Source organism: Ruminococcus sp. RTP21204st1_B2_RTP21204_210225, from assembly GCF_040914135.1.
Classification (GTDB): Bacteria; Bacillota; Clostridia; order Oscillospirales; family Ruminococcaceae; genus Hominimerdicola; species Hominimerdicola aceti.
The window spans coordinates 132,255-155,889 of the sequence record NZ_JBCPGA010000001.1; the positions used below are offsets into that span (position 1 = coordinate 132,255).

Below are 23,635 nucleotides of genomic sequence, written 5' to 3' on the forward strand. Positions count from 1 at the left end.
TATACCTCACAATCAAGATTTGTCGATTTGTCAGATATAATTATACCACAGCATACCCATTTTTGCAAGACGATACGCAACAATAACAAAATGCAGAGGACAGCGTCCCGATAGCCATGTCCCACAGCAATAAAAATATGTATCGCCGCACCCGAAAATTTTCAGATGCGGCGTTATATGGGGGATTATAACATCAGCACTTTGTATTACAAAGCGCCAAAATGAAGAAAGCTTATTTGTCCGCAGGGTCAATAAACTCGATAGGGTCTATCCACTGACCGTTCTTTTTCAAGCCAAAGTGCAGATGAGAAAGCTCTGCCGCTTCCGCCTGAGCAGTGTCGCCCACAGCACCTATGACCTCCCCTGCATTCACCTCGTCGCCCTCCTTGACGGACATTTCCTTTGACAGATTGTAGCAATGCCCTACAATGCCGTTTCCATGATCGATAGTCATGCAGTTGCCCCACAGAGGGTCGTCCCATATCTTTGTAACAGTGCCCTTGTTCATCGCCTTGACAGGCTCGCCAAGGTCAGCTTTGATATCAACACCATCATGGGTTTTCCAGTAGCCGAGAGTTTCCGACTTCACAAGCTCGCCATTAGAAAACGGCTCTAATATCTCACCGTTCACAGGCATAACATTTGGCTGCGTCTGAATGTCCACATCCGGCTTGGAGCTTTCGTCCTTTTTAACGTCCGTTTTCTTGTTATCAGCCTGCTTTGGCGCAGTGCTGTCAACGCTCGAAATAGTCAGATTGTCGGTGATATCCTCCATAGCCTTGTTATATGCAGCTATACCCGCACCGCCAAGAGCCAGCAGACACGCCGCAAGTGTAATGTAAACACCCTTCGCTCCCAGAGCCTTGCCTGCGTGTGAATTTCTGATACTGAATTTTTTCATACACACAAAACCTTTCTCCGATATGATTTCCGCAGCCACTGTTGCGCCCACGGCAGTCTTATGCTATCGGCGGCATAAGTCCTCTGGCATTATTTTTGACATATACGGGTAAAATATTCACAGCAAAATAAAAATACCGCACCCAAGCTTTCACCCAAGTGCGGTATTCCCTATTTCTAATCACATTTATGTAGGGGACGGCGTCCTCGACGTCCCACAAAGTCCAAATTGTCCCTATCCGTTTTGTATCTTTCTTTTGTCCTCTCAGCCTTACCTATCCTGCGGTTTTTTCCTCACAAACTTATACACAACCCCTGCAATAGCAAGCACCGCCGCAACTCCTGCCAGACAAAGGCAGACTATAACATCATAGCGGCTGTTGTCAGCACCTTTCACCGAAACTATCTCAGACAGTTTCATGCCGTTCCATGCATTGCTCAGCACAGTCATTGCCGCTACCCATACCACAGATGCCGCAAAGCAAAGTGCACACTTGAAAAAGCCGTTCACCTTTAGATACCTTATAATAAGGAACACAGCCCACACCAATGCCACACAAGCCACCGTAGCGGCCATGCCTTCACGAAGGTCTACCACGTCACCGTATTTCAGCGTACCATAAATAACGCAGGCAAAAGTCAGTACCGAATCCGCCGCCATGCACACAAGCCCCTTGCTGTTTCTCACATACTTTTCAAGCTGTTCACTTCTCAGCACAAAAGGCAAAAATACGATAGCCTCCCCAAGGAGCGTTCCAAGCACCGCCATAACAAACCAATCCCCGTGTGAATAAACGCACCCTGCGACGTAAAGAAGCATAAGCGAAACTGTTGAAGTCCCAAGCGTCCACAGTGCCCTATTCTCCCTCACAAGCACAGGCACATTGATGAAAGAAAACGTCAGCATCAGCGACGTGATAAGCACCATGAACCAACCTATACCACCATGAGCCACATTATAAATAAAGCTCGGTATTATCGCCGCAAGATAGCCTATCCCAGTTATGATAGTGTACCCCCGAACAAAGCTTTTATAACTTCGCGCCATAAACTCAGCCTCTCTCTGCTGATTGTCCTCGCTCGCCGTGCAAAGCTCGTGCTCAGAAATGCCCAGCACCCTGCAAAGTCCCGATATCATCGTTATATCAGGATATGATACCCCTCTCTCCCACTTGCTCACTGCCGACTCAGTAACATAAAGCTCCTTAGCAAGGTCTTTTTGAGAAAGCCCCAGTTCTTTTCTTTTTGATTGAATGAATTTTCCAAGAGTAATTTTATCTTCCATAGCATATCACCTTTCAATTTGTTCGGAGCGCACTCTCTATGGTCAACATTATAGCCCACGGCTTTGAAAAAGTCAACAAAATCGGGCTGGACTGTCAGTCAAGCCGCCTATCTACGCACTTTTTCACATCTTTTTCATCTTATCACTGCCCTATCCACACCCACAAAACAGCACAAAAAATCGCCCTGCTAAAAAGCAAGGCGTTACTGGAGCGGGTCAGAGGGATCGCACCTCCATCTCCTTTCAGGAAGAAAAGTATTCTGGTAATTGAAATAAACCCGCAAAAAATATGAAGTCCTTACTTATCGTAAGGACTTTTTTGGAGCGGATTACGAGGCTCGAACTCGCTACCTCCACCTTGGCAAGGTGGCGCTCTACCAGATGAGCTAAATCCGCATTTGGTGCTTCCGGACGGAATCGAACCATCGACACGAGGATTTTCAGTCCTCTGCTCTACCGACTGAGCTACAGAAGCAAAACAATGGCGACCGGAATGGGGCTCGAACCCACGACCTCTAGCGTGACAGGCTAGCGTTCTAACCAGCTGAACTACCCGGCCATTGAAAAAAATAACTTCAAACTTTTCGAGTTCAGCTCTCCGAGAATGAAGAATAATTATTATCGTTGACAGGCAAATCTCTTTACCTGTCACGAAATAATTGGTGGGAACAACAGGGCTCGAACCTGTGACCCTCTGCTTGTAAGGCAGATGCTCTCCCAGCTGAGCTATGCTCCCTTTTAGCTGGTTTGTTGTTTTCAGGACTTTGTTTTGTTGTGTCCCTCACAACAGTATCTATTATACACTATCCCACTCTGTTTGTCAACACTTTTTTTGATATTTTTTATGTTTTGTATCATTTTACAATGCTAGTCCGATATTTTTAAAAACTTATGTGCATTTGCAACATCAAAGCCGCATTTTTTGCCTCGAAATGGGCTTTTTCATCAGGCTTTCCCCCAAAAAAATCCGCCGAGCCACACGCCCGACGGATAAATTTTTTTCAAGAATTATTTTTTATCAAGCTGTTTTTTGAGCTTTTCCTGCTCCTGCTCCATAAGCTTCATAAGTTCCTCCAAGGAAGCTGACGCTGTCTTTGTCTGCTGTGCAGGCTTTGCCGCAGGTTTTGCCTTTGGCACAGGCTTTTTCTCAGGCTCAGGGGCTACAGTATCCTCAGTTGAAGCCGCCTCGTCAAGAAGCTGTGAAGCTCTCTCGTAGTAAGAACGGTCTATCTCAGCACGCTCTTCCTTTTCCGCAGGTCTTTCAAATATAGTTTCCTCGACCTCTTCTACTTCCTCGATAACTTCCTCCGTTTCAGCCTTCTCTTCACCCTCAGGCTCAGCCTTGTGGTGAGAAGCTATCTCGTCGTCAACGTGCTTGCGATGTTTTGCGATCTGCTCGCCCTCGTTCTCGCCGCCGAACAGGAAATCGTCAAGAGTAACGCTCTCTGCAGGTTCTTGCTCGTCATCGTCCTCTTCCTCATCATCTGAAGAATGAGTAGCGATAGCAATTATAAGCTCGATAACAACGAGCAGGAATATAGGAACAACAGCGCACACTATCATGCCGAATGTTGACGACATGAACGTAAGCACCTTGCCTGCTGTCATATAATATGTAGAAGCTACGCCCACAACGTTCTTTGAGCTTATCTCATAAAGCTTTGCAGGGTCTTTTTCCTGATAAACAGTGTAAACAACGCCGTTGTTATCGTCAGTTGAAGTGATGTCATAAAGCCAGAACACGCTTGTTCCAATATCAGGCACGTTCTCGCACACAACTGCCTCGCCTATCTTGTCTGTGCTAGGGGTCATGTTCGATGTGATAACAAGTGCGCCGTCAGGAACTCTGTCACCCATGCCGTCACCATTCATTATGTACAGACTGTAGCCTGCAATGCTCGGTGTAACGTTCTTGTTTTTGAAAACACGTCCCACTCCCACAACTATAAGCATTTCCAGAATAATAAAAACAATAAAGAATATCAGCACGTTCTTGCCTGCTGATGACTTCTGCTTAGTAGCACTGCTCATACTAAAAATAACATTCCTTTCCAAGATATATCCAAAATATCATATTTTATCGCACTAATACATTTATTATATCACAAAGCGACGCAAATTTCAACACATTTGAGCATATTTTTTTGCTTTTGAGAAAATTACTCATTTTTGTAAAGTATTATCGTGACAGTACACAATTCGTCATTTTTTATGACCGCATATTTCGAGGTAGACCAATCTCCCCCAGCCTGACTGTATGCACGCCTCAGCACGTCAAAGATAACACCGCTATTCTCATCAAAGAGAGTATCCACAGCCTTGTCATACATTTCACTGTCAGCACATTTTAGCCTTGCATATCCACTGTCAGCCATTGCTTCCGCCACAGAACGGCACATCATCTGAACGACATCATCACCGCTTTGAGCATACAGACCGTTTCTTCTGTAATAATTTGCCCCCGAGGAAAATGCCTCAGGATAGTTCAAAAACTTGTTGTCGTCCGCTGTATGGTCTTTTGCACACTCGGCGTCAGTGATGCCAAAATAGTCATAGCGGATATAGTCCTCCCCTGCATCTGTCACAGGATCGTCCCAAGTGAGGTCAACGTTCGTCCATTCACCGTCTATCATGACCTTGTTCCATAAATGTGGCTGAACAGCTCCGCCGTCATAGGCTTTGCCTGCCACAGGTATGCACTTTATACCCGCCTTGGAACAAAGTATCTGCATTGCCTTTGCATACCCCTCGCACACAGCCTTGCCCTCTACAAGACAGCCATATGCAGAATAGCAATTTTTTGCTGTATCGTCATAGTTACACTCAAGAATTATGCTGTCATGGAAATACAGCACCTTGTCATAATCCGACCAGCCCTGCTCAATGCCTGCAAGTATCTCCCCGACCTTTTTATCCAGCTTTTCTTTCTCAGCCTGCGCTTCCTCAGCGGTCTTGTCATATGTGACCTCCACAGATGTCACATATCCATCTCCGTCAATGCAGATAGTATACTGTGAACCCATATAGTCGATATAAGGACAAGCCGAAGTAAGCATGGAGATAAACGCACCGATATCGTCCTTGCTTATAACTCCCTCAGCCAGCTCCACAGAGCTTTCAAATTCGCTCAGCCCTTTGTAAAGCTGTGAAAACACACGTTTTTCGTCAGTACAAAGAAAATCGGCGATATACTCTGCCGTGTCAGGTATCTCAAGTGCCGTAAAACTCTCGTTTCTGCTGTCAAGCCCTGTTTCAGTATGTCTTTCCGAACTGGCTTCAACATACGCATGAGTGTTCACAAAAGTATTTTTTGAACGGTTTTTATTTTTCTCTCCCGTTCCGCCTAAGCTGCACCCCGATGTGCAGATAAGCACTGCCGCTGTGAGTGCGGCGACCATTTTCTTTTTTTTCAATTTTTGTCCTCGATTTTTACACAAAATTCTGTCTGTATATTTCAGCCCTTAGTCCGTGACCTCTTCATTATCTCTTTTTATCACAGCCCTGAGCCGTTCTATTTTCTTTTCATGTATCGACAGCACCTTAAACTCAACGTTTTCCCAATGCACTGTCACCTTTTCGTTATCCTCAGGCACATGGCCCAGCAGGTCCATAACGAATCCGCCTATAGTGTCATAATCCACCTCGCCGTGATACTCCTTGCCAAGAGCCTCCATAACGTCGTCAAACGCCGCTGTGCCTACCATATCATAGCAGTCAGAAGATACCTTCTGTATCTCCTCCGTTTCGTCATCATATTCGTCCTGAATACTACCCACGATAGTTTCAAGCAGATCCTCCATAGTAATGATACCGGCTGTTCCGCCGTAATCGTCCACCACAACTGCTATCTGTGTCTTATCTTCAGTGAACTCTTTGAAAAGCTCACCACACTTGTTGCTCTCAGGCACAAAGGTTATATCTCTCATGAACTCCTTTACAGGACGTTCTTTCTTATCCTCTTCAAACACCAGCCTGAGCAAGTCCTTTGCGAATATAACACCACTTATGTTGTCGGCATTGTCGCAGTAAACAGGTATTCTCGAAAAGCCCTCGCCTATAACAAGCTTCACAGCCTCCGAAAGCGTGGAATTTTCTTCTATGGCAACCATTTCTGTGCGGTGTGTCATAACTTCACGAACTTCGATATCGTCAAAATCAAAAATGTTGCTTATCATTTCCGCCTGACTTTCCTCGATACCGCCCGTTTCGTTTACAGCGTCCACCATCATGAGGATCTCTTCCTCAGTGACAGCGTCCGCCTTGTTTGTTGACTTAACACCAAACAGCCTTAATATCCCTGCGGATATTGCTCCACTTACTATCGCCAATGGGCTGAACACCGCCAAAAGTGCCTTGTAAGCCACACAGCTATTTAGAATAAATCTCTCGCCCACCTTGCCTGAAATGCAAAGCTTTTTTGGTATGCCTACGCCAAAAGTGCATATAACAAGGGCAAGCAGACAGCTTATTATAACAAATGAACATATGCCGATAATATAATACGAAGCCTGAGTATATACATCAAAAAGCTTGTGAAGCTTATTTGAAAGCGGTGCATAAAAGTAGATCGCTCCCACCACCGAAACTGCGATTATCATAATAGAACGTGCGATGAGGTTTGTCGCAACTACCCTGCCCGTTCTGCCAAGCATAGCCGCAAGCCTTATTGCCTTCGGGTCTTTGTCCTCCTCAGCCATTTTCTTTAGCTTTGCGTCATTGAACTCCACCGCCGCATTTTCGCACAAGGTAAGAAAAGCCATAAGCAATATTACCGCCGCACAAACACCTATTCCCGTCCACAGTCGCCCGACATCGTCCATAAAAAAAATACCGTCCCTTTCACATAGGCTAAAAAGCTCGCCTTTTTATCATATACTATTTATTATAGGCAACATATGCTTCTTTGTCAATAGATATTGTCACAATTTTTCACATTCTGCCTGAATTTCATATGGGCAATTTTAGTTATGAAAAAAAGCAGATGAGCCGCAAAGCCCATCTGCTTACATCAAACAATATTATTTCTCTGCCGCACCTATCTTGGAAACTGCGTCCCTAGTAGTGTTTACGTCCTTAAGGCTCTTTGTAAGCACCTCAGCCGCCTCAGAAAGCGACTTGTTCAGATTTTCAGAAAGTGCCTCACGGATAGCCTTGTCCTTAGCCTTAGCCTGCTCAACGATATCAGCCGCCTGCTTGTTAGCCTCTGCAGCTATCTGCTTTGCATAGTCAGCCGCCTGCTTGATGATCTCCTCCTGAGCCACAAGCTTCTTAGCCTCGTCCTTAGCCTTCTTTACGATCTCCTCGGCTTCCTTGTTGGCCTCAGTAAGGATATTTTTCTTATCTCTTGTCATATCCTTTGCACGCTTTATCTCACCCGGAAGGTTAAGTCTTATGCTGTCGATGTATTCACGCATCTGCTCAACATCGATCATTTTTTTCTGTGAAAACGGTACGCTTGAAGACTTGTCAAGCAGTTCGTCCATAAGTTCAAGTATTTCCTCTACCGTCATTTTAAACACCCTTTCATTACTGATCTATATTATTGGCAGGCTTATAGAGCCTGTCAGTGATCTTGCTCTGTATCTGTTTCGGCACAAAGCCTGTGATATCTCCGCCGAAGCTTGCGATCTCCTTTACAACGCTTGACGAAAGGAACATATTCTCTCCCGTAGTGGTGAGAAACACCGTTTCAGCGTCATTGTAAAGCTTTTTATTTGCAAGAGCCATCTGGAACTCATACTCAAAGTCAGACACAGCCCTAAGTCCCTTTACGATAGCATTAGCTCCTGTTTTTTGCAGATAATCCGCCAGCAGACCGTTATAACAATCCACCACCACATTATCAAGGTGCTTCGTGGCTTCAATTATCATTTCCATTCTTTCTGTAGGTGTGAAAGCAGCCCTTGATTTATTAGCATTAAAGGACACCAGTACTATCACCTTATCGAAAAGCTTTGAAGCTCTGTCGATTATATCCAGATGACCCAGCGTAACAGGGTCAAAGCTTCCCGGGCAAACAGCGATACGCATCAATAGTCCACTTCTTTCATTGGTATCTTATAGACCGTCAAAGCGGTCTTACCGTATTTATATCTCTTATGAAGCTTAAATCTGCCGTAGCTTTCTCCAAGCTCAAGCTCCTTTTCATGCTCGCACACAATGATAGCACCATCATTGAGCTTGCTCTCCACAAGCTCCAAAGCCTTTTCAACTATGCCCATTCTGTAAGGCGGGTCGATAAAAACTATATCAAGCCCGGATTTGGCAACTTTAAGATATTCCAGACTATCCATGCAAAGCACACGGGATTCCTTATTGAAGCCGCATGAATCCACATTATCCTTGACGATAGCCACAGCCTCAGGATTGCTGTCCACGAAAACGCAGTGACTAGCCCCACGGCTGAGAGCCTCTATACCCATTTGACCGCTGCCTGCAAAAAGGTCAAGCACCGAACTTGCTGGTACGTCAAACTGAATAATGGAAAAAACAGCCTCTTTTACCATATCTGTAGTTGGTCTTGTATCCAACGACTCCAAAGTTTTAAGCTTTTTTCCCCTGCAGGAACCTGTAATAACTCTCATAAAAAATAACTCCAAAATAAAAGTATACAATCATTATACTATATTAATTACCATTTGTCTAGACTATTGGCCGATATTTTTTTATTTTTTATACCACACACAAAAAGGGACTTCACAGCGGAAGTCCCTTTAGTTATTTTAATTACGCACTCTAAGAAACAAGCCCTCAGTTGAGATTACTTTCTCTTAGAAACTACGATAGCTGCACCTGCGAGAGCGATACCTGCAAGAGCGATACCTGCTGTTGCGCCTGTAGCTGCTGTGTTATCAGAAGCTGCGCTTGAAGATGTAGCAGTTGCTGTGCCTGTTGTACCAGCCTTTGAAGAAGTTGTTGCGGCTGTGCTGTTAGCCTTTGAATCAGTCTTGCTGTCAGACTTAGAATCCGTCTTGGAATCATCCTTTTTGCTGTTTGAATCTGTGCCAGAAGTAGCAGGAGCAACAGGAAAAGCGTTAGCAGCCCATATCCAGCCCTCGTTTGTTGAGCCGTCATCGAACTTCTGAGCCTCAGCGTTTACAGTACCTGACTGAGCGATAGAAATTGTGTAAGAGCCGTCGCCGTTGATAGCAGTATCCTGGCAGTCAACGTTTGTGTCGAATCCACCTGCGCCACCTGCGATACCTACGCACTTGTTAGGGAAGTAAGCTGGCTGTGCAACCTTATCCTTTTCTTTGTCATCTGGATTTCTGAAATCCCAAGTGCCGTCAGCTTGGAAAGATACACCAGCATTGCCTGTTGTGTCACCAAGACCTTCAATTGTGAAGTCAATAGTGATGTACTCACCAGCGCCTGCTACAGTGTAGTCAGTGATCTCTGATGTGAACTTGCTGTTCCACTTGTTGATGATCTGGAAGCAGAGCTTGTCTGAATCAGACTTGCCAGGAGCAGCACTTACGTTAAACTCCTGTGAACCGATCTTTACCTTAAGATCCTTACAAGTAACGACCTGACCATTTACAAGAGCCTCATCGTTATCGTTGTACTCACATGGGATATCTGTAGCGATGAACAGATAGTTGTAAGCTGTTGAATCAGCAGCGAAAGCTGTTACTGCCATAGCTGTTGTAGCTATAGCTGCTGCAGCCATGCCTGCGAAAATCTTTGTAAGTTTCATTTCTAAAACTTCCTTTCTTAAATAACTTTAAGTATATTGTACTTTATTTTCCGAAAAATTTCAATCGGCTGATTTAACAAATATGATAACGTTTTCTTATGCAATCACAACAATTTGTACTATTGATTTTTAGAAGTATAGCCCAATTTCCGCACTTTGCAAAACTTTTTTATCTTATGTAAAAATACTAAACCGTCATTTATCAAGCTTTTTCTTCTGCACCTTTCCAGTCACTTTCAGCACGATACCTCTAGGAGCAAATTTAGCCCCTGCATAAAGTGCCTTTATAGACTTCTCAGGGATAATGATGAGCTTTCTGCCGAACATTCCCTCAAGAGCCTTTTTTGCACAAAACTGTGGTGTTATGGAGCTTACGCCGAACTTGCAGTTTGCAACGTCATTGAACTCCGTATCCACAGGACCCGGGCATACCGCACAAACGTGTACCCTGCTGTTTCTCGCCCTCAACTCCTCATATATTGCGCTGGTAAGGCTCACAACATAAGCCTTTGAAGCATAGTATGTTGCCATCATAGGACCACCATACATAAGCCCTGCCGAGGAAGCTATATTCATTATATAACCCCTGTCAGCGGCAACAAAGTCTTTCAAAAACAGCTTTGTGAGCATATGCACCGCTGTAACGTTGGTGTCTATCATTTTAAGTTCAGTGTCCAGAGGAAGCTTGTCAAAGCTGCCCACTGCACCAAAGCCTGCACAGTTCACAAGCACTGATATCTTCTCGCTCTTTGTTTCCTCATAAAGCCGCAGACATTCTTCCCTGTCAGAAACGTCGCAAACTACCACCCTTGTGTTGTCACCAAGCTCCTCCGCAAGCTCTCTGAGCCTTTCCTCACGTCTTGCGCTGAGTATCACACGAAAGCCCCTTGCAGATAGATCTCTCGCTATCTCTCTGCCAATTCCCGAGCTTGCGCCTGTTACCAAAGCCGTCTTAGCCATTTATATCATCCTCCACCCTTTTCAGGGATATTATTTGATTTTTGTCATATCAGTATATCACATTAGTATCACCCTGTCAAGTGTGAGAAAGATGTAAAATACGCAGAAAAGCATCGCAAAAAACTGAATAAAAATGTCAAAATCTCTTGACATTTACTTTAAAGTATGGCATAATGTTAATATAATTTTAAGAAATAGAATAAAATTAAACTGAGAAATCAAAGAACAAAGAACAAGGAGATAAAAAATTATGAGTTGTACCCTTTGCATACTTGCCGCAGGTCTTGGAAGTCGCTTCAAAGGCGGCATAAAACAGCTTGAACCTTTCGGACCAAACGGTGAGATAATAATGGATTATTCTATCTATGACGCCGTTGAGGCAGGCTTTGACAAGGTCGTATTCATTATAAGAAAGGATATCCGTGATGCCTTTGATAAAATGATAGGCGACCGTATCTCAAAATACGTCAAGATAGATTACGTTTACCAGGAGCTTGACTGTCTTCCGGAGGGCTATTCCGTACCTGAGGGACGTGTTAAGCCATGGGGTCACGGTCATGCAGTCTGCTGTTGCAAGGACGTTATAAATGAGCCTTTCGCAGTAATAAACGCTGATGATTTTTACGGCAAGGAAGCTTTTGTGAAGCTCCACGATTTTCTCTGCAATGAAAACTCAGATTGCAAAAAGCTTCATCTTGGCATGGCAGGCTTCATACTGAAAAACACTCTAAGCGACTTCGGTGCAGTGAACAGAGGCGTCTGTGAAGTGAAAGACTCTATGCTCACAGACGTTGTTGAAACCTACAATATCCGCCGTGAAAAAGACGGCAAGGTCTATTCAGGCAAGGAAGAAACAGCCGAGCTTGACGAGAACTGCTATGTGTCAATGAATATGTGGGCTTGCCCTGACGGCTTTATAGATAAACTCAATGGTATGTTCACAGACTTTATGAAAGAAAATAAAGACAGCCTGACAGCGGAGTTTCTCCTCCCTGCGGGTATCGATACAATGATAAAAACAGGTGTTGCAGACTGCAAGCTTCTGGAAACTCACGATAAGTGGTTCGGCGTTACATATAAAGAAGATAAGCCAACCGTTAAAGCCGATATCGCAAAGCTTATAGAGGCTGGCGTTTATCCTGAAAAGCTTTGGAAATAAAACTTTTTCAAACAAATAAAACAGAATAAATTGTCAACAATAAGTCGGGCAGAACAAATTCTCCCGACTTTTTTGCGTCAGTTTGTAAAAAGTGAAGAAAATCCTTAATTCGACTAAAAAGCACTTGAAAAAGGCTGTAAAATGTGTTATGATAATCTTTGAAACGGATCTGCATTTTTGCAGGTCAGGAGAGATAATATAAGAGGTAGTATAATGGAGAGCCAACACGGTAGCAATTTGAAAAATATAAGAAAAAAAAGAGCCACAGCACAGCAAAGCATAGTGTCATTGAGTTGTCTTGTGTGCATAGCATTTGCGGCAATATGGGGTTTCCATGCAGGAAGCGGCAACAGCAGGGCTGTGGAAGCAAAGAAGATGTCAGCTTCAAGCTCTGTGGCAGAGAACGAAAGCTCCGAGAGCAATGCGGACAGCTCTTCTCAGGCAGAAAGCATGGTCGATGAGAGCGGCATAGATGAAAGCCTTACTGACAGCTCAGTTACCCATGATGACGCCGACGACCTTTCCGACGCAGTTTTCATAGGCGACTCACGAACAGTTGGTCTGCAAAACAACTGCGATAAACCAAAGGCAACGTTCCTTTGCTCTGTGGGAATGCACATCGACACCGTTATGACAGACCAGAACATCACCCTCTCAAACGGCAATGCAGGCACTGTTATCGACGCTCTTGGAGAAAGACAATATGGCAGAGTGTATATAAACCTCGGCACTAACGAGCTTGGCTGGCCTTATATCGACACCTTCAAGGATTATTATACACAGCTTATCACAAAAATTCAGGAGATACAGCCTGACGCTGTTATCTATGCTGAATCTATCCTCCCTGTAACAGCTTCAAGAAGCTTGCAGGGCGACGCCATAAATAACACAAATGTAGCCACATTCAATCAGGCTATCTCAGAGGTGGCACAGCAGACAGGTATAAATTATCTTGACTGTACCTCCGCTGTAGCAGGCGCAGACGGCACTCTTCCGGAGGAAGCCTCCTCAGACGGAATACACCTTATGAGCGAATACTGCGACAAGTGGCTCAACTATATAATCGACAACACATAAGAAAGGAAAGAAGAATTATGAAAACAAAGAAGATACTCTGCACTCTTATGGCAGTTATGTGCATTGGCACAGCAGCACTTACAGGCTGCGGTTCAGACTCTGACAGCAGCACAGCAAACTCCGCAAATTCAGCGGCAGCCGCTCAGACAAACGAAAGCGTTGACGTAACAGCCGTTGCGGACAAGCTCAAGAACGGCATAGAGTTCAAGGACGAGCTCGCAGAGCTTGACGAAGCAAAGATAGAAAAGATAATCGGCATATCGGCAGACAGCTATACAAAGGCTAAGGTCTATGTAAGCTCATCAGGAGGAACAGCCGAGGAGATAGACTGCTTTGAAGCCAAGGACGCAGACAGTGCAAAGGCTATCGCAGATACACTTACAGCAAGAGTCGAAAGCCAGAAAAAGGTTTTTGAAAACTATGTTCCGGAGGAAATGACAAAGCTTAATGACCCTGTTCTTGTAACCAACGGCAATTATGTTTACCTCTGTCTTTCAAACGATAACGATAAAGCAAAAGAGATAATAGGCTAGGAGTAATAAATATATGCTTTTTTCAAGTACAACATTTCTGTTCGCTTTCCTGCCTATTGTACTGATAACGTATTATATCGTCCCACGCATAACACGCAATCTGGTGCTGTTTATTTTCAGCCTTGTGTTTTACGCATGGGGCGAACCTGTTTATATCGTCCTCATGATAGCTTCCACTATCGTTGCGTATATAACAGGACTATTGGCAGACAAACAGCGTAAAAACGTAAAAAAATACACTCCGCTCATCGCAATGATAGGAGCGGTGGTGTGGAACATCGGGCTTCTTCTGTTTTTCAAGTATACCGACTTTTTCATCGGTGCGGCAAACAGCATTTTCGGCACGCAGATAAAGACCTTGGGTCTTGCCCTCCCTATCGGTATCTCATTCTACAGCTTCCAGACCCTTTCCTACGTTATCGACGTTTATAAAGGCGAAGTAAGAAGTCAGAAGAACTTTCTTGACCTTGCCACCTATGTTGCCCTTTTCCCACAGCTTATCGCAGGTCCTATCGTAAGATACATCGACGTTGCGGAACAGCTCAAAAAGCGTAACGAGAGCATAGAGCATTTTGCACAGGGCGTGTGGAGATTTTCCATAGGTCTTGGCAAAAAAGTCATTCTCGCAAATACTATCGGCGAGCTTTTCGACACTATCTCAAACTCAGCACAATCCGAACTGAGCGTTGCCGCAAGCTGGCTGGGCATAATAGCCTATACCTTCCAAATATACTTTGACTTCTCAGGCTATTCCGATATGGCGATAGGTCTTGGCAAAATGTTCGGCTTCGACTTTCTTGAGAACTTCAACTACCCTTACATCTCCACCTCTATCACAGACTTCTGGAGACGTTGGCATATGTCACTTTCAAGCTGGTTCAGAGATTATGTCTATATCCCACTTGGCGGTAACCGCAAGGGCAAAGCAAGACAGTGCCTTAACATCATGATAGTATGGTTTCTCACAGGCTTCTGGCACGGTGCGAACTGGAACTTTATGCTATGGGGCGTGTACTTCGGTGTGATACTCCTATGTGAAAAGCTTTTCTTGGGCAAAGCCCTGAAAAAGATACCTGCATTTTTCCAGCACCTCTATGCACTTCTTTTTATAGTCATAGGCTGGGGAATATTCTCCTATGAAGATTTCGGCAAGCTCACACAGAACTTTAAAAATATGTTCGGCGCAGGGGGACTTCCTCTCATAAATCACCAAACAGTGTTCTGGCTCGCACAGTATGCAGTAACAATAGTGATACTTGTGATAGCTTCAACACAGCTTCCAAAAAAGCTCTGCCTTAAGCTTCAGATCAAGTGTCCTGAAATATGCGGCTGTATACTCCAACCGCTGTTCGCATTAACACTTTTGGCAGTTTCCACCGCCTACCTTGCAGGTAATTCATTCAATCCGTTCCTGTATTTCAGATTTTAAAGGAGGACGGCAGATATGAAAAAACAACTTAAAAACTATATTATGATAGTGTGCTTTCTGCTGTTCATATTTGGCTTTGCAGTGGCAAGCTTTATTTCCGAGGATCGTGAATTCTCCGAAAATGAGAACCGCTATCTCCAGCAAGCCCCTGAATTTTCATGGAAGAAACTTGAAAAAGGCGAGTTCACATCGGATATCGAAAGCTATATGTCCGATCAGATATTTATGAAAGACCAGCTTGTGAGTCTTAAAACAGTCACCGACCGCACGCTTCTGAAAAACTATCAGAACGGTGTATATTTCGGCAAGGACGGCTATTATCTCCAAGACTATCAGGAAAACAGACCTCTTATCGAGAAAAATATAAGCTGTCTTAACGATTTTGCTGACAGCCTCGATAAATCCGTCGACGTAAGCTTTCTTCTTGTGCCGAATGCAGTTTCCGTTATGTCAGACAAGCTCCCTGCGGTCACACAGACCGACGATCAGCTTGAAAGCGAAAAGTATATAAGCTCTATCCTCAGTGACAGGATAAACCTCTGCTTCCCATATGACCAGCTCAAAGACGCCGCAAAGTCCACGCAGGTTTTCTATAAGACCGACCACCACTGGACAGCCGAGGGCGCAAAAGTGGGATTTGACGCACTTATGACAGCCATGGATGAAGATATCCCACAGGTATCCTACAATATAGAAACTGTAAAGGACTTTCATGGCACACTTTATTCAAAAGCCCCAACAGACTTCTCCGCTGCTGACGAAATGCACTTCTACACAAACCCTGACAACAGCGTAAAGGTAAATTATGTTGAAGAAAACAAACAAACAGACACCCTTTTTGACGATTCATTCAAGACCAAAAAGGATAAATACTCCACATTCATGGGTGGAAACTTCGCCCTCACGGAAATAGAAACAAACGGTGAAAGCGATGAACACGTCCTTATTATAAAAGACAGCTACGCAAACACAGTTATGCCATACTTTGCCGACAAGTATAAGCACATCACAATGATAGATATGCGTTATTACCACATCATGGATAAGACCGTCAGTGAATATGTAAAAGACAACGGCATAACAAAGGTCATTTTCCTTTATAATATGGACTTTGTGAACACCGATAACAACTTCATCTGGCTTGAATAACTCAGCAACAATTAGGGGCGGCCATTGGTCGCCCGCTATTTTTATCACACCCATATATAACGTCAACGTCAAACCCACAGAAAGAAGGACATAAAATGACACTTACCCCCTACAAAAGAAAAGCCTTTTATTATGAAACAGACCGCATGGATATAATCCACCATTCCAACTACGTCCGCTGGCTTGAGGAAGCCCGTGTTGACCTTATGGAACAGCTTGGCTGCCCTTTCCACGAAATAGAAGAACGTGGCATAGTTTCTCCTGTCCTCTCTGTTGAAACACACTATAAATATCCCGTCCGTTTCGGAGATGAGTTTGAAGTGCGCTGTAAGCTGTCAAAGTTCAACGGCTGTGCCTACGAGCTTGACTATGAGGTCTTTGACCTTACCACTCAGAAAACAGCCTGCCTTGCCCACACCTCCCACTGCTTCACCACCTCCGACCTTAAGCCTGTAAGACTAAGAAAACATTATCCCGATATCTACGAGAAATTCCTATCCGCATATCAGGCAAGTGAAGAATAAGCAAAAAAAATGTACAGCTCCCGAGTTTCTTCTCGGGAGCTGTACTTTTGTGTAAAAAAATGACAGACGTGACCTGTCACGAAGAAAGCAATCCATCAACGCCCTCACGCCACTTTTCAAAGCTGCACAAACCAAGCTTTGCCCAGCGACATTCCGAGCATAGTATATCAAATGCCTTTTTATCCATTTTGCTTCTCAGCCTTGTCAGCGCACTGCGATAATTCTCAACCGAGTGACATTCTATCTCAGAAAGTCTGCAAACCTCGCTGTCTTTCTGTGCCACCGTTCCGCCACAGCCGTCAAGCAAACAACCGTCCTCCGTCCTGTTTGGGCAGTGCTGACATATCATATCTCCGCTGCACACAAACCGAACCGCAGTGTCCTCGCTCTCCAATCTGTCTTTCACAGACTGCATATTCACCGAAAAGCCGTCACTGTAGCCTTTTCCCTGAAAAAGCGGCAGGCACAGCAGATGATGAAATCTAAGCTCAGGCTCTCTTGTAAGCATAGCAACCTGTCTTTGCAAGTCTGCTTACAAGCTCGATGCTGATAAGGTAAGCAGCAACAACAGAGATAATGTCCTTTACAAGATAAGGAACAGAAACAAGAAGGATAGACTTGCCGATAGAAATATTAGCAACGATAGCGTACTGGATAGCACCGAGCAGGTGGTCGCAAGCAAGACCTGCGATACCAAGCACGATAGCGATGACCTTACCGCTTATCTTGTCAGAGCAGAACTTTGCGCCAAGACCACAAAGAAGAGCCATAACGATAAATCCGTAAATGAATCCACCTGTATACCCTACGATAACGGAAAAACCGCCTGACCAGCCAGCGAATACAGGCACGCCTATAGCGCCCAGCAGACCATAGACCAGAGCAGACACAGCACCGCCCTTCCAGCCGAGAAAATATCCTGCCAGAGCCACAGCAAAAGTCTGGAGCGTAACAGGAACGTGAGTAGGAAGCGGAATAGTTATCTGCGAAAGCACAGCGATTATAGCCGTCATAACTCCGATACCGACTATTTGTTTTGTTTTGTTTTTAGCATTGTTATTCATTGTAAACCTATCCTTTACTTTTTATTTGACAATTAATATTGTATCACATACCGAGCCTATTGTCAACCGAAAATATCTATTTCGGTATACAATTATAAGGCGTCGGTAAACGATACTTTTATACAAATTTAATAACAAACAGTGAAAACACGGCATTGCCCTTCCGAACGGGACACCGAGGGCGTCGTCCCCTACAATATTTCGGGCAACTTCCTACCACCGCAAAATCGCTACACTCGGTGCTGTCTTTTACTTCGTACTTGAGCACTACTCTGTTCAGCTTTGCCAATTCCTCATTCCTCATTCCTCACTTCCTCGCTCCCCATTGTGCATTTTGCCCTTAAATCCTACTAAATTGATAGAATTAATATCAATTTTCACAAAAATGCGAAAAATCATCTTAAACCTATTGACATTCCTCTATGGGTGTGGTATAGTATAGATACGCTAAAACATACTAAACGACTAGGATTAATATGAATTGAAATGAGGCGTTGAAAATGAGTGTAAAAATACTGAAACTGAAAACAGCGTACGATTCACGAATGTGTATGTGCTATATATGTTGCTGTTAAAATCAGCATAAAGTTCAGTAACAAAAATTTTTATCGGATTTAAAAAACATCAATTTAATGAAAGAGGTAATTTAAAATGAGCGCAATAAACGAAAGAAATCTTAAATTTGAAACACTCCAGCTCCACGTTGGTCAGGAAACAGCAGACTCTGTAACAGATGCAAGAGCTGTTCCTATTTATCAGACATCATCATACGTTTTCCATAACTCACAGCATGCCGCTGACAGATTTGCTCTTAAGGACGCAGGCAACATCTATGGCAGACTTACAAACCCTACCGAAGACGTTTTTGAAAGACGTATCGCAGCTCTCGAGGGCGGCACAGCAGCTCTTGCAGTCGCATCAGGCGCAGCAGCAGTAACATACGCTATTGAGAACGTAGCCCTTGCAGGCGATCATATCGTAGCTGCAAAGAACATCTATGGCGGCACATATAACCTGCTTGCACACACTCTTGTTGATTACGGCATCACAACAACATTTGTCGATCCGCTTGACCCAGCTAACTTTGAAAAGGCTATCAAGGAGAACACAAAGGCTCTCTATATCGAAACTCTTGGCAACCCTAACTCAGACGTAGTTGATATAGAAGCTATCGCAAATATCGCACACGCACACAATATCCCACTTCTCGTTGACAGCACATTCGCTACTCCATATCTCGTAAGACCTATCGAGTACGGCGCAGATATCGTTATCCATTCTGCAACAAAGTTTATCGGCGGTCACGGCACAACAATCGGCGGAGTTATCGTTGAAAGCGGCAAGTTTGACTGGAAGAAGTCAGGCAAGTTCCCACAGTTCACAGAACCAAACCCAAGCTACCACGGTGTAAGCTTTGCAGACGCAGCCCCTGGCGCAGCATTTGTAACTCGTATCCGTGCGATCCTTCTCCGTGATACAGGTGCAACACTTTCACCGATCCACGCATTCATCTTCCTGCAGGGTCTTGAAACACTGTCCCTGAGAGTTGAACGTCATGTTGAGAACGCACTTAAGGTAGTTGACTTCCTTAACAAGCACCCAAAGGTAGAAAAGGTAAATCACCCTTCAGTATCAGACGATCCAAGCCAGCAGGCACTTTACAAGAAGTATTTCCCTAACGGCGGTGGTTCTATCTTCACATTCGAGATAAAGGGCGACGCAAAGACAGCTCAGAACTTCATCGACCACCTGAAACTCTTCTCACTTCTTGCAAACGTAGCAGACGTTAAGTCACTGGTTATCCACCCAGCATCAACAACACACGCAGAGCTTAACGAAGCAGAACTTGCAGATCAGGGTATCAAGCCAAATACTATCAGACTTTCTATCGGCACAGAGCATATCGACGATATCATCTACGATCTCAGCGAAGCATTCGACGCTATCTAATAAAAACCTTGCCATTACGGTTTTTACCTTAAATACAGACCTCAATATAGAAACGGCTGACAGGCGAAAAGCTTGTCAGCCGTTTTTGTACCCACAAAAAAAGCAGGGCAACAACAAGCCACCCTGCTCCATAAAGCAAAAAGTCAGAAAAAATCCTTCGCCACAAGGCGATACCTTAATTCCTCACTCCTAACTTCTCACTACTTCTCCAGCTCAGAGATCTTATCCACTCTCCTCTGATGTCTGCCACCCTCAAACTCCGTTTCAAGGAAAACGTCCACCAGCTCGATAGCCAAGCCTGCACCCAGCACTCTCGCACCAATACAAAGCACGTTTGCGTCATTATGCGCTCTTGTATACTTAGCAGAGAAATAGTCAGAACAGCAAGCCGCTCTTATTCCCTTTATCTTGTTTGCGCTCATTGACATTCCAATACCAGTTCCGCATATGAGTATTCCCATTTCGTATTCGCCCGAAGCCACTTTCTCGCAAACTTCCTTTGCCTTGTCAGGATAGTCTACTTTCTCTCCTGCCTGAATACCAAAATCAGTGTATTCCACACCCTTTTCGTCCAAATGTGCCAATATCTCCGCCTTAAGCTCAGGACCTGCATGGTCACATCCAATAGCAATTTTCATATTAATTTCCTCCTATTTATCCCTATGTGCCTTATCCTTTTCCGCCTTTGTAGCCTGCAAATATGATACCTCCAGCCTGTCCGCCGAAACCATTATCTCAGGCTGAGCCTCCACCGCAAGACACAGCGATGAAGCCCTCTGCAGCCTGTTCACATAGCTTGCAAGCTGAACATTTTCGTTGTCAACGAAATATTTCGCCTTTATCTCTGCCGCACAATCACCCACAAGCATTGTCTTTTCAGAAAACTCTCCCGAAAAAACTTCCTCCTCAGGGCAAACTCTGTCAGCGGATATCCTCGTGACAACGCCATTTTTGCACTGAAACTCGCCTGCGTAAACTATCTTAGGCCTTGCCCTCATAACAGAAATTATCCTGCCCTCAAAATCTATGCAGTTGTAAGCCAGCGAAAGCAGAGTGGAAACTCCTGCGCTTTTTAAACTCTCACAGCCAAAGCACATTCCCTTTACAGCCGCCACGCCTATTCTAAGTCCCGTGTAAGACCCCGGACCCTTTGCAATGGCCGCACAATCAAGATCAGTGTAAGTAAGCCCTGTTTCCTCTAATGCCTGCTTCACCATAGGCAATATCACCTGAGAATGAGTGAGCTTTGTGTAAACAGACTTCTCCCAAAGAAGCTTCTCTCCGTCCGTCACCGCCACTGAAGCGACCTTTCCGCTGGTGTCAATAGCTAATATCTTCAAATCTATCATCTCCCTCAGGTGCAGTTATGCTTATCTCCCTGCTGTCCTCGTCAATGCGCTGAATATCTATCCTTATAGCGTCCTCAGGAAGCTCCTCCGCAATATTCTCCGACCATTCCACCGCAAGCACAGTGTCTTCGTCCATGTAGTCAAAAAAGCCTGTAGTCTCCAGATCGTCCGCCGAATTTATGCGGTACATATCAAAGTGTATAAGGCTGAGACTGTCCCCACGGTATTCGTTCACCAGTGCGAACGTGGGCGAAGTAACCTCGTCGCCAAGCCCCATGCCAATGGAGATCCCCCTGGTAATAGTAGTCTTTCCTGCACCAAGACCACCGCTGTAAGCGATAAGATCTCCGCCTTTCAGCCGTCTGCCTATCTCCTCACCCAAAGCGATAGTTTCCGCCGCAGATGATGTTTTGTATACCTTTGTCAACCTATCACCTCATTTGACCGTCATCTTCTGTATAGCCCACAATAAAAAGGCTGTTTTTATTCATAAGCTGATAAATGCTCTCCACCTCTGTCTTGTCCGCCGCTGAATTATAGCAGTTGTAAACATACAGCCTGCCCTCCTCTTTAACAGCGAAAACCGTATGGATACCGCTGAAAATATTCAACCCGATATGGTAAGAAACTATCACAGGCTTGCCCTCGTCAACAGCCGCCTGAGCCTCCTCAGCCTTATAAAATCTTTTGTATCCCACTCCCATTGCCTTAAAAAGACCGCTTATTTTTCTAGGATTAGACCCCAGCGAGCCGTCTGCCGCAATAAGAGCATTCTTTTCAAAATCATAAGCAAGCTTAGCCATGTCAGGCTCAAAGCCCTCGTATGTGAGATAATTATAAGCGGCAATGACCTCACAGCCTACCCCTGCGAACCTGGTTTCGCCAAGTATTAGATCGCACACAGGGGGATTTTCCTGCCCGTATTTCACAAAGCCATCTATCTTTATGCCCTTGTTGTGAGCATAATTTTCCGCAGCCCTGCCGCTGTCAGTTTCCTTGTAAGTGTCCTCAAAAAGCCGCCACTTCATATCGTCCTCCGGGCTGTCGCCCTGAATATCGCTCTCATCACCGACCTGCGAGCTTTCGTCAACTTCCATGCTGTCACTATCCACCACAGAGCTTTCCGCAGTAGTGGTAAAAGCCGAATCATTGAGCCTTTCACTGTCCGCCTTGTTTCCGCATGAACTGAGCATTATCCCGAGAAACAGAATGACCGCAAGAATTTTCATCACAGCTCACCCTTGTCCTTGAAGTAGTTTAGCATAAGATCCACCATTCTGCCATAGGACTGCTTGCCGTCCTCAACGCCGTTGAGCTTCAGAGATTTTTCCATTGCCTTGTCAGATATCTCCCCCACTGCCTCGCTGTCGAAAACAGTGTCCTTAGCCTCGTCAACGCTCCGCCAGTAGTCCCAGTTTGCTTCCATATCAGCCCACACCTCGTCGCAGATAGAGCTGTCAAATTCTATCTTCTTATCGTCAGAAGCGTAGTCAAAAATCTTGTTTCTAACCTCGCCAAGCGCCGCCAGATAGCCCGAATAGCGGTAATCCGCATTATTCGATCTGTCGCACGCCATAAAGGCGATAAAGTTCGCCTCGTCCTCCTGAATGTAGCCTTTCGTATGAGCAAGCTCATGGCAGATAGTGTCAGGAAGCTTCGCCTTATACATATCCTGATTGTAGTTCGCCTCCATAGAGAACGGGAAATAGATGCCCATAAGGTCCATTTGGCTCATAAAGAACGAGCATTTTATAGCTTTCGGAGTGACATAAAATCCCTCGAGGTTTTTAAATTCGCTTCCAAGCCCACGCATGGCCTCCTGAGCCGTCTTGTCAAGGTCAGCGGTCAGCACGAATTTTCCCTTGCTGTCACGCTCCACCTCTTTGCTAAGCGCATTTATCTCCGTAACAAGCTTGTTGCCAAGAGCTTCAAGCTCCGTCCTAGTGTGCTGTTCAGTGGGTATGCCATTAAGCTCTGCAAAGCTTGAACAATGATAAAGAACAAAGCAGTTAAAGGTCTGCACCGTCACCACAAAAGTGACTATCCACATATAAACAAGCCCGAAAATTTTCGCAGTTTTCTTTCTCTTGCCTTTTCTGACTATCACAAGCACCAGCATAGCCACCAGCGAAAGCGGAATACCGAAAACTGCTACCGCAATAAGCAGTTCGCCAAAAGAGAACGGCAACAGCGAAGTGAGCCTGCCATATGTATTTTCCCAAATTGGAAAAACGTGAGCCGTATACCAGTCGCAGAACGCCGTACTTTTCCAGGCGATCACGTTCAGCACAACGCTGACTGCCACAAGGCAAACGCAGGCAATGACCTGCCAGGAGAGATGTTTTTTCTTGCCGTTCTCAGGCATTTTCACACTTTCCGCACTCTTTTTCACCGCTGTATCTGTCACTGCCGCTCACCTCGGTTCATGTTTTTTCACTCTGCTATCTCAACACGCCTGTTTACCCGACTTATTATCTGCTTACCTACAAATTATCTTATCGCACAAATCGTGTAGGGGCGAACAGCGTTCGCTCGTCTTGATCGCCTACATGGTTTGTAT

The 23,635-nt window shown here is 44.8% G+C and carries 25 protein-coding genes and 4 tRNA genes; 8 read left to right on the forward strand and 21 right to left on the reverse strand.

The genetic code is table 11. The features are described from left to right. Nucleotides 1-232: 232 nt before the first annotated feature. Nucleotides 233-901, reverse strand: a complete 669-nt coding sequence (locus AB5123_RS00565) for a M23 family metallopeptidase (protein WP_038672965.1) — start codon at nucleotides 899-901, stop codon at nucleotides 233-235. 270 nt (nucleotides 902-1,171) lie between these two features. Beyond that, entirely contained in the window at nucleotides 1,172-2,185 is a 1,014-nt protein-coding gene (locus AB5123_RS00570; protein ID WP_051706325.1) for a helix-turn-helix domain-containing protein, read from the reverse strand. A 38-nt stretch (nucleotides 2,186-2,223) separates the two neighbouring features. Between AB5123_RS00570 and AB5123_RS00575 the strand changes: the two genes are divergently transcribed. Beyond that, nucleotides 2,224-2,478 carry a hypothetical protein gene (locus AB5123_RS00575; RefSeq protein ID WP_302839091.1) on the forward strand — a complete coding sequence of 85 codons (255 nt, stop codon included), beginning with the start codon at nucleotides 2,224-2,226 and terminating at the stop codon, nucleotides 2,476-2,478. A gap of 27 nt (nucleotides 2,479-2,505) precedes the next feature. Here the strand turns inward: AB5123_RS00575 and AB5123_RS00580 are convergent. The 12 genes from AB5123_RS00580 to AB5123_RS00635 all read right to left on the reverse strand — a co-directional run bounded on the left by AB5123_RS00580 (nucleotide 2,506) and on the right by AB5123_RS00635 (nucleotide 10,841). Continuing rightward, nucleotides 2,506-2,581: transfer RNA gene (locus AB5123_RS00580), tRNA-Gly, on the reverse strand. A gap of 3 nt (nucleotides 2,582-2,584) precedes the next feature. Beyond that, nucleotides 2,585-2,660 (reverse strand) — tRNA-Phe (locus AB5123_RS00585). 7 nt (nucleotides 2,661-2,667) lie between these two features. Continuing rightward, a tRNA-Asp gene (locus AB5123_RS00590) sits at nucleotides 2,668-2,744 on the reverse strand. A gap of 101 nt (nucleotides 2,745-2,845) precedes the next feature. Continuing rightward, a tRNA-Val gene (locus tag AB5123_RS00595) sits at nucleotides 2,846-2,921 on the reverse strand. 272 nt (nucleotides 2,922-3,193) lie between these two features. Then, nucleotides 3,194-4,216: a hypothetical protein gene (locus AB5123_RS00600; RefSeq protein ID WP_117891252.1), complete on the reverse strand. Its 1,023-nt coding sequence runs from the start codon at nucleotides 4,214-4,216 to the stop codon at nucleotides 3,194-3,196. A gap of 128 nt (nucleotides 4,217-4,344) precedes the next feature. Further along, complete coding sequence (locus tag AB5123_RS00605; protein ID WP_337811866.1) at nucleotides 4,345-5,598, reverse strand: transglutaminase domain-containing protein; 1,254 nt, start codon at nucleotides 5,596-5,598, stop codon at nucleotides 4,345-4,347. 48 nt (nucleotides 5,599-5,646) lie between these two features. Further along, the gene (locus AB5123_RS00610) at nucleotides 5,647-7,005 is read right to left on the reverse strand and encodes a hemolysin family protein (protein ID WP_330019602.1); all 1,359 of its coding nucleotides are present in this window, start codon (nucleotides 7,003-7,005) and stop codon (nucleotides 5,647-5,649) included. 198 nt (nucleotides 7,006-7,203) lie between these two features. Then, nucleotides 7,204-7,695 (reverse strand): hypothetical protein, encoded by a 492-nt coding sequence (locus AB5123_RS00615; protein ID WP_022288084.1) that lies wholly within the window; start codon nucleotides 7,693-7,695, stop codon nucleotides 7,204-7,206. Between the two features lie 16 nt (nucleotides 7,696-7,711). Continuing rightward, nucleotides 7,712-8,215: a pantetheine-phosphate adenylyltransferase gene (gene coaD / locus AB5123_RS00620; protein ID WP_046441497.1), complete on the reverse strand. Its 504-nt coding sequence runs from the start codon at nucleotides 8,213-8,215 to the stop codon at nucleotides 7,712-7,714. Then, nucleotides 8,215-8,769 carry a 16S rRNA (guanine(966)-N(2))-methyltransferase RsmD gene (gene rsmD, locus AB5123_RS00625; RefSeq protein ID WP_368364443.1) on the reverse strand — a complete coding sequence of 185 codons (555 nt, stop codon included), beginning with the start codon at nucleotides 8,767-8,769 and terminating at the stop codon, nucleotides 8,215-8,217. Before rsmD ends, coaD begins: the two co-directional genes overlap by 1 nt. A gap of 176 nt (nucleotides 8,770-8,945) precedes the next feature. Next, the gene (locus AB5123_RS00630; protein WP_278461195.1) at nucleotides 8,946-9,881 is read right to left on the reverse strand and encodes an NPXTG-anchored protein; all 936 of its coding nucleotides are present in this window, start codon (nucleotides 9,879-9,881) and stop codon (nucleotides 8,946-8,948) included. Nucleotides 9,882-10,076: 195 nt separating this feature from the next. Continuing rightward, nucleotides 10,077-10,841: an SDR family oxidoreductase gene (locus AB5123_RS00635; RefSeq protein WP_278461193.1), complete on the reverse strand. Its 765-nt coding sequence runs from the start codon at nucleotides 10,839-10,841 to the stop codon at nucleotides 10,077-10,079. A gap of 250 nt (nucleotides 10,842-11,091) precedes the next feature. On the opposite strand from AB5123_RS00635, the gene AB5123_RS00640 reads away from it, so the two are divergent. The 6 genes from AB5123_RS00640 (at nucleotide 11,092) to AB5123_RS00665 (ending at nucleotide 16,712) form a co-directional block, all read left to right on the forward strand. Next, the gene (locus AB5123_RS00640) at nucleotides 11,092-12,000 is read left to right on the forward strand and encodes a sugar phosphate nucleotidyltransferase (RefSeq protein WP_302833485.1); all 909 of its coding nucleotides are present in this window, start codon (nucleotides 11,092-11,094) and stop codon (nucleotides 11,998-12,000) included. A gap of 213 nt (nucleotides 12,001-12,213) precedes the next feature. Further along, complete coding sequence (locus AB5123_RS00645; protein WP_038670714.1) at nucleotides 12,214-13,077, forward strand: GDSL-type esterase/lipase family protein; 864 nt, start codon at nucleotides 12,214-12,216, stop codon at nucleotides 13,075-13,077. A 17-nt stretch (nucleotides 13,078-13,094) separates the two neighbouring features. Continuing rightward, nucleotides 13,095-13,610, forward strand: coding sequence for a DUF4358 domain-containing protein (locus tag AB5123_RS00650; protein ID WP_288162811.1), 516 nt, complete (start codon nucleotides 13,095-13,097; stop codon nucleotides 13,608-13,610). A gap of 13 nt (nucleotides 13,611-13,623) precedes the next feature. Next, nucleotides 13,624-15,039 carry an MBOAT family protein gene (locus AB5123_RS00655; protein WP_288162810.1) on the forward strand — a complete coding sequence of 472 codons (1,416 nt, stop codon included), beginning with the start codon at nucleotides 13,624-13,626 and terminating at the stop codon, nucleotides 15,037-15,039. Between the two features lie 15 nt (nucleotides 15,040-15,054). Beyond that, nucleotides 15,055-16,188 carry a DHHW family protein gene (locus AB5123_RS00660; protein WP_337812645.1) on the forward strand — a complete coding sequence of 378 codons (1,134 nt, stop codon included), beginning with the start codon at nucleotides 15,055-15,057 and terminating at the stop codon, nucleotides 16,186-16,188. A 95-nt stretch (nucleotides 16,189-16,283) separates the two neighbouring features. Beyond that, nucleotides 16,284-16,712, forward strand: a complete 429-nt coding sequence (locus AB5123_RS00665) for a thioesterase family protein (RefSeq protein WP_337812646.1) — start codon at nucleotides 16,284-16,286, stop codon at nucleotides 16,710-16,712. Nucleotides 16,713-16,788: 76 nt separating this feature from the next. Here the strand turns inward: AB5123_RS00665 and AB5123_RS00670 are convergent, their stop codons facing one another. Both AB5123_RS00670 and AB5123_RS00675 read right to left on the reverse strand, forming a co-directional pair. Next, nucleotides 16,789-17,220, reverse strand: a complete 432-nt coding sequence (locus AB5123_RS00670) for a DUF1284 domain-containing protein (protein ID WP_051706313.1) — start codon at nucleotides 17,218-17,220, stop codon at nucleotides 16,789-16,791. Continuing rightward, nucleotides 17,201-17,776: a biotin transporter BioY gene (locus tag AB5123_RS00675; RefSeq protein ID WP_117923416.1), complete on the reverse strand. Its 576-nt coding sequence runs from the start codon at nucleotides 17,774-17,776 to the stop codon at nucleotides 17,201-17,203. Before AB5123_RS00675 ends, AB5123_RS00670 begins: the two co-directional genes overlap by 20 nt. A gap of 651 nt (nucleotides 17,777-18,427) precedes the next feature. Between AB5123_RS00675 and AB5123_RS00680 the strand changes: the two genes are divergently transcribed. Next, a complete protein-coding gene (locus AB5123_RS00680; RefSeq protein ID WP_368364444.1) occupies nucleotides 18,428-19,726 on the forward strand; it encodes an O-acetylhomoserine aminocarboxypropyltransferase/cysteine synthase family protein in 1,299 nt (432 codons plus the stop codon). Nucleotides 19,727-19,926: 200 nt separating this feature from the next. Here AB5123_RS00680 and rpiB read toward each other — a convergent pair whose 3' ends face one another. The 5 genes from rpiB to AB5123_RS00705 are packed head-to-tail and all read right to left on the reverse strand — an operon-like array spanning nucleotide 19,927 to nucleotide 23,482. Further along, complete coding sequence (gene rpiB, locus AB5123_RS00685) at nucleotides 19,927-20,364, reverse strand: ribose 5-phosphate isomerase B (protein ID WP_022287992.1); 438 nt, start codon at nucleotides 20,362-20,364, stop codon at nucleotides 19,927-19,929. A gap of 12 nt (nucleotides 20,365-20,376) precedes the next feature. After that, nucleotides 20,377-21,066, reverse strand: coding sequence for a tRNA (adenosine(37)-N6)-threonylcarbamoyltransferase complex dimerization subunit type 1 TsaB (gene tsaB / locus AB5123_RS00690; RefSeq protein ID WP_117891245.1), 690 nt, complete (start codon nucleotides 21,064-21,066; stop codon nucleotides 20,377-20,379). Next, the gene (gene tsaE, locus AB5123_RS00695) at nucleotides 21,047-21,502 is read right to left on the reverse strand and encodes a tRNA (adenosine(37)-N6)-threonylcarbamoyltransferase complex ATPase subunit type 1 TsaE (RefSeq protein ID WP_117891244.1); all 456 of its coding nucleotides are present in this window, start codon (nucleotides 21,500-21,502) and stop codon (nucleotides 21,047-21,049) included. Before tsaE ends, tsaB begins: the two co-directional genes overlap by 20 nt. Nucleotides 21,503-21,506: 4 nt before the next feature. Next, complete coding sequence (locus AB5123_RS00700) at nucleotides 21,507-22,304, reverse strand: C39 family peptidase (protein ID WP_117891243.1); 798 nt, start codon at nucleotides 22,302-22,304, stop codon at nucleotides 21,507-21,509. Beyond that, on the reverse strand, nucleotides 22,304-23,482 hold the full coding sequence (locus tag AB5123_RS00705; protein ID WP_287216301.1) for a DUF3810 domain-containing protein: 1,179 nt from the start codon (nucleotides 23,480-23,482) through the stop codon (nucleotides 22,304-22,306). The genes AB5123_RS00700 and AB5123_RS00705 overlap by 1 nt, the downstream gene beginning before the upstream one ends. Nucleotides 23,483-23,635: the final 153 nt, after the last annotated feature.

Excerpts from the sequence above, each read along its gene's own strand:
- AB5123_RS00670 (WP_051706313.1), bottom strand. The coding sequence starts at position 17,220 with ATGCTTACAAGAGAGCCTGAGCTTAGATTTCATCATCTGCTGTGCCTG.
- AB5123_RS00665 (WP_337812646.1), top strand. The coding sequence starts at position 16,284 with ATGACACTTACCCCCTACAAAAGAAAAGCCTTTTATTATGAAACAGAC.
- AB5123_RS00570 (WP_051706325.1), bottom strand. The coding sequence starts at position 2,185 with ATGGAAGATAAAATTACTCTTGGAAAATTCATTCAATCAAAAAGAAAA.
- coaD (WP_046441497.1), bottom strand. The coding sequence starts at position 8,215 with ATGCGTATCGCTGTTTGCCCGGGAAGCTTTGACCCTGTTACGCTGGGT.
- AB5123_RS00650 (WP_288162811.1), top strand. The coding sequence starts at position 13,095 with ATGAAAACAAAGAAGATACTCTGCACTCTTATGGCAGTTATGTGCATT.
- AB5123_RS00610 (WP_330019602.1), bottom strand. The coding sequence starts at position 7,005 with ATGGACGATGTCGGGCGACTGTGGACGGGAATAGGTGTTTGTGCGGCG.
- AB5123_RS00660 (WP_337812645.1), top strand. The coding sequence starts at position 15,055 with ATGAAAAAACAACTTAAAAACTATATTATGATAGTGTGCTTTCTGCTG.
- AB5123_RS00635 (WP_278461193.1), bottom strand. The coding sequence starts at position 10,841 with ATGGCTAAGACGGCTTTGGTAACAGGCGCAAGCTCGGGAATTGGCAGA.
- AB5123_RS00645 (WP_038670714.1), top strand. The coding sequence starts at position 12,214 with ATGGAGAGCCAACACGGTAGCAATTTGAAAAATATAAGAAAAAAAAGA.
- AB5123_RS00565 (WP_038672965.1), bottom strand. The coding sequence starts at position 901 with ATGAAAAAATTCAGTATCAGAAATTCACACGCAGGCAAGGCTCTGGGA.
- AB5123_RS00575 (WP_302839091.1), top strand. The coding sequence starts at position 2,224 with ATGGTCAACATTATAGCCCACGGCTTTGAAAAAGTCAACAAAATCGGG.
- rsmD (WP_368364443.1), bottom strand. The coding sequence starts at position 8,769 with ATGAGAGTTATTACAGGTTCCTGCAGGGGAAAAAAGCTTAAAACTTTG.
- AB5123_RS00600 (WP_117891252.1), bottom strand. The coding sequence starts at position 4,216 with ATGAGCAGTGCTACTAAGCAGAAGTCATCAGCAGGCAAGAACGTGCTG.
- AB5123_RS00615 (WP_022288084.1), bottom strand. The coding sequence starts at position 7,695 with ATGACGGTAGAGGAAATACTTGAACTTATGGACGAACTGCTTGACAAG.
- AB5123_RS00680 (WP_368364444.1), top strand. The coding sequence starts at position 18,428 with ATGAGCGCAATAAACGAAAGAAATCTTAAATTTGAAACACTCCAGCTC.
- AB5123_RS00640 (WP_302833485.1), top strand. The coding sequence starts at position 11,092 with ATGAGTTGTACCCTTTGCATACTTGCCGCAGGTCTTGGAAGTCGCTTC.
- AB5123_RS00655 (WP_288162810.1), top strand. The coding sequence starts at position 13,624 with ATGCTTTTTTCAAGTACAACATTTCTGTTCGCTTTCCTGCCTATTGTA.
- rpiB (WP_022287992.1), bottom strand. The coding sequence starts at position 20,364 with ATGAAAATTGCTATTGGATGTGACCATGCAGGTCCTGAGCTTAAGGCG.
- AB5123_RS00630 (WP_278461195.1), bottom strand. The coding sequence starts at position 9,881 with ATGAAACTTACAAAGATTTTCGCAGGCATGGCTGCAGCAGCTATAGCT.
- AB5123_RS00675 (WP_117923416.1), bottom strand. The coding sequence starts at position 17,776 with ATGAATAACAATGCTAAAAACAAAACAAAACAAATAGTCGGTATCGGA.
- AB5123_RS00700 (WP_117891243.1), bottom strand. The coding sequence starts at position 22,304 with ATGAAAATTCTTGCGGTCATTCTGTTTCTCGGGATAATGCTCAGTTCA.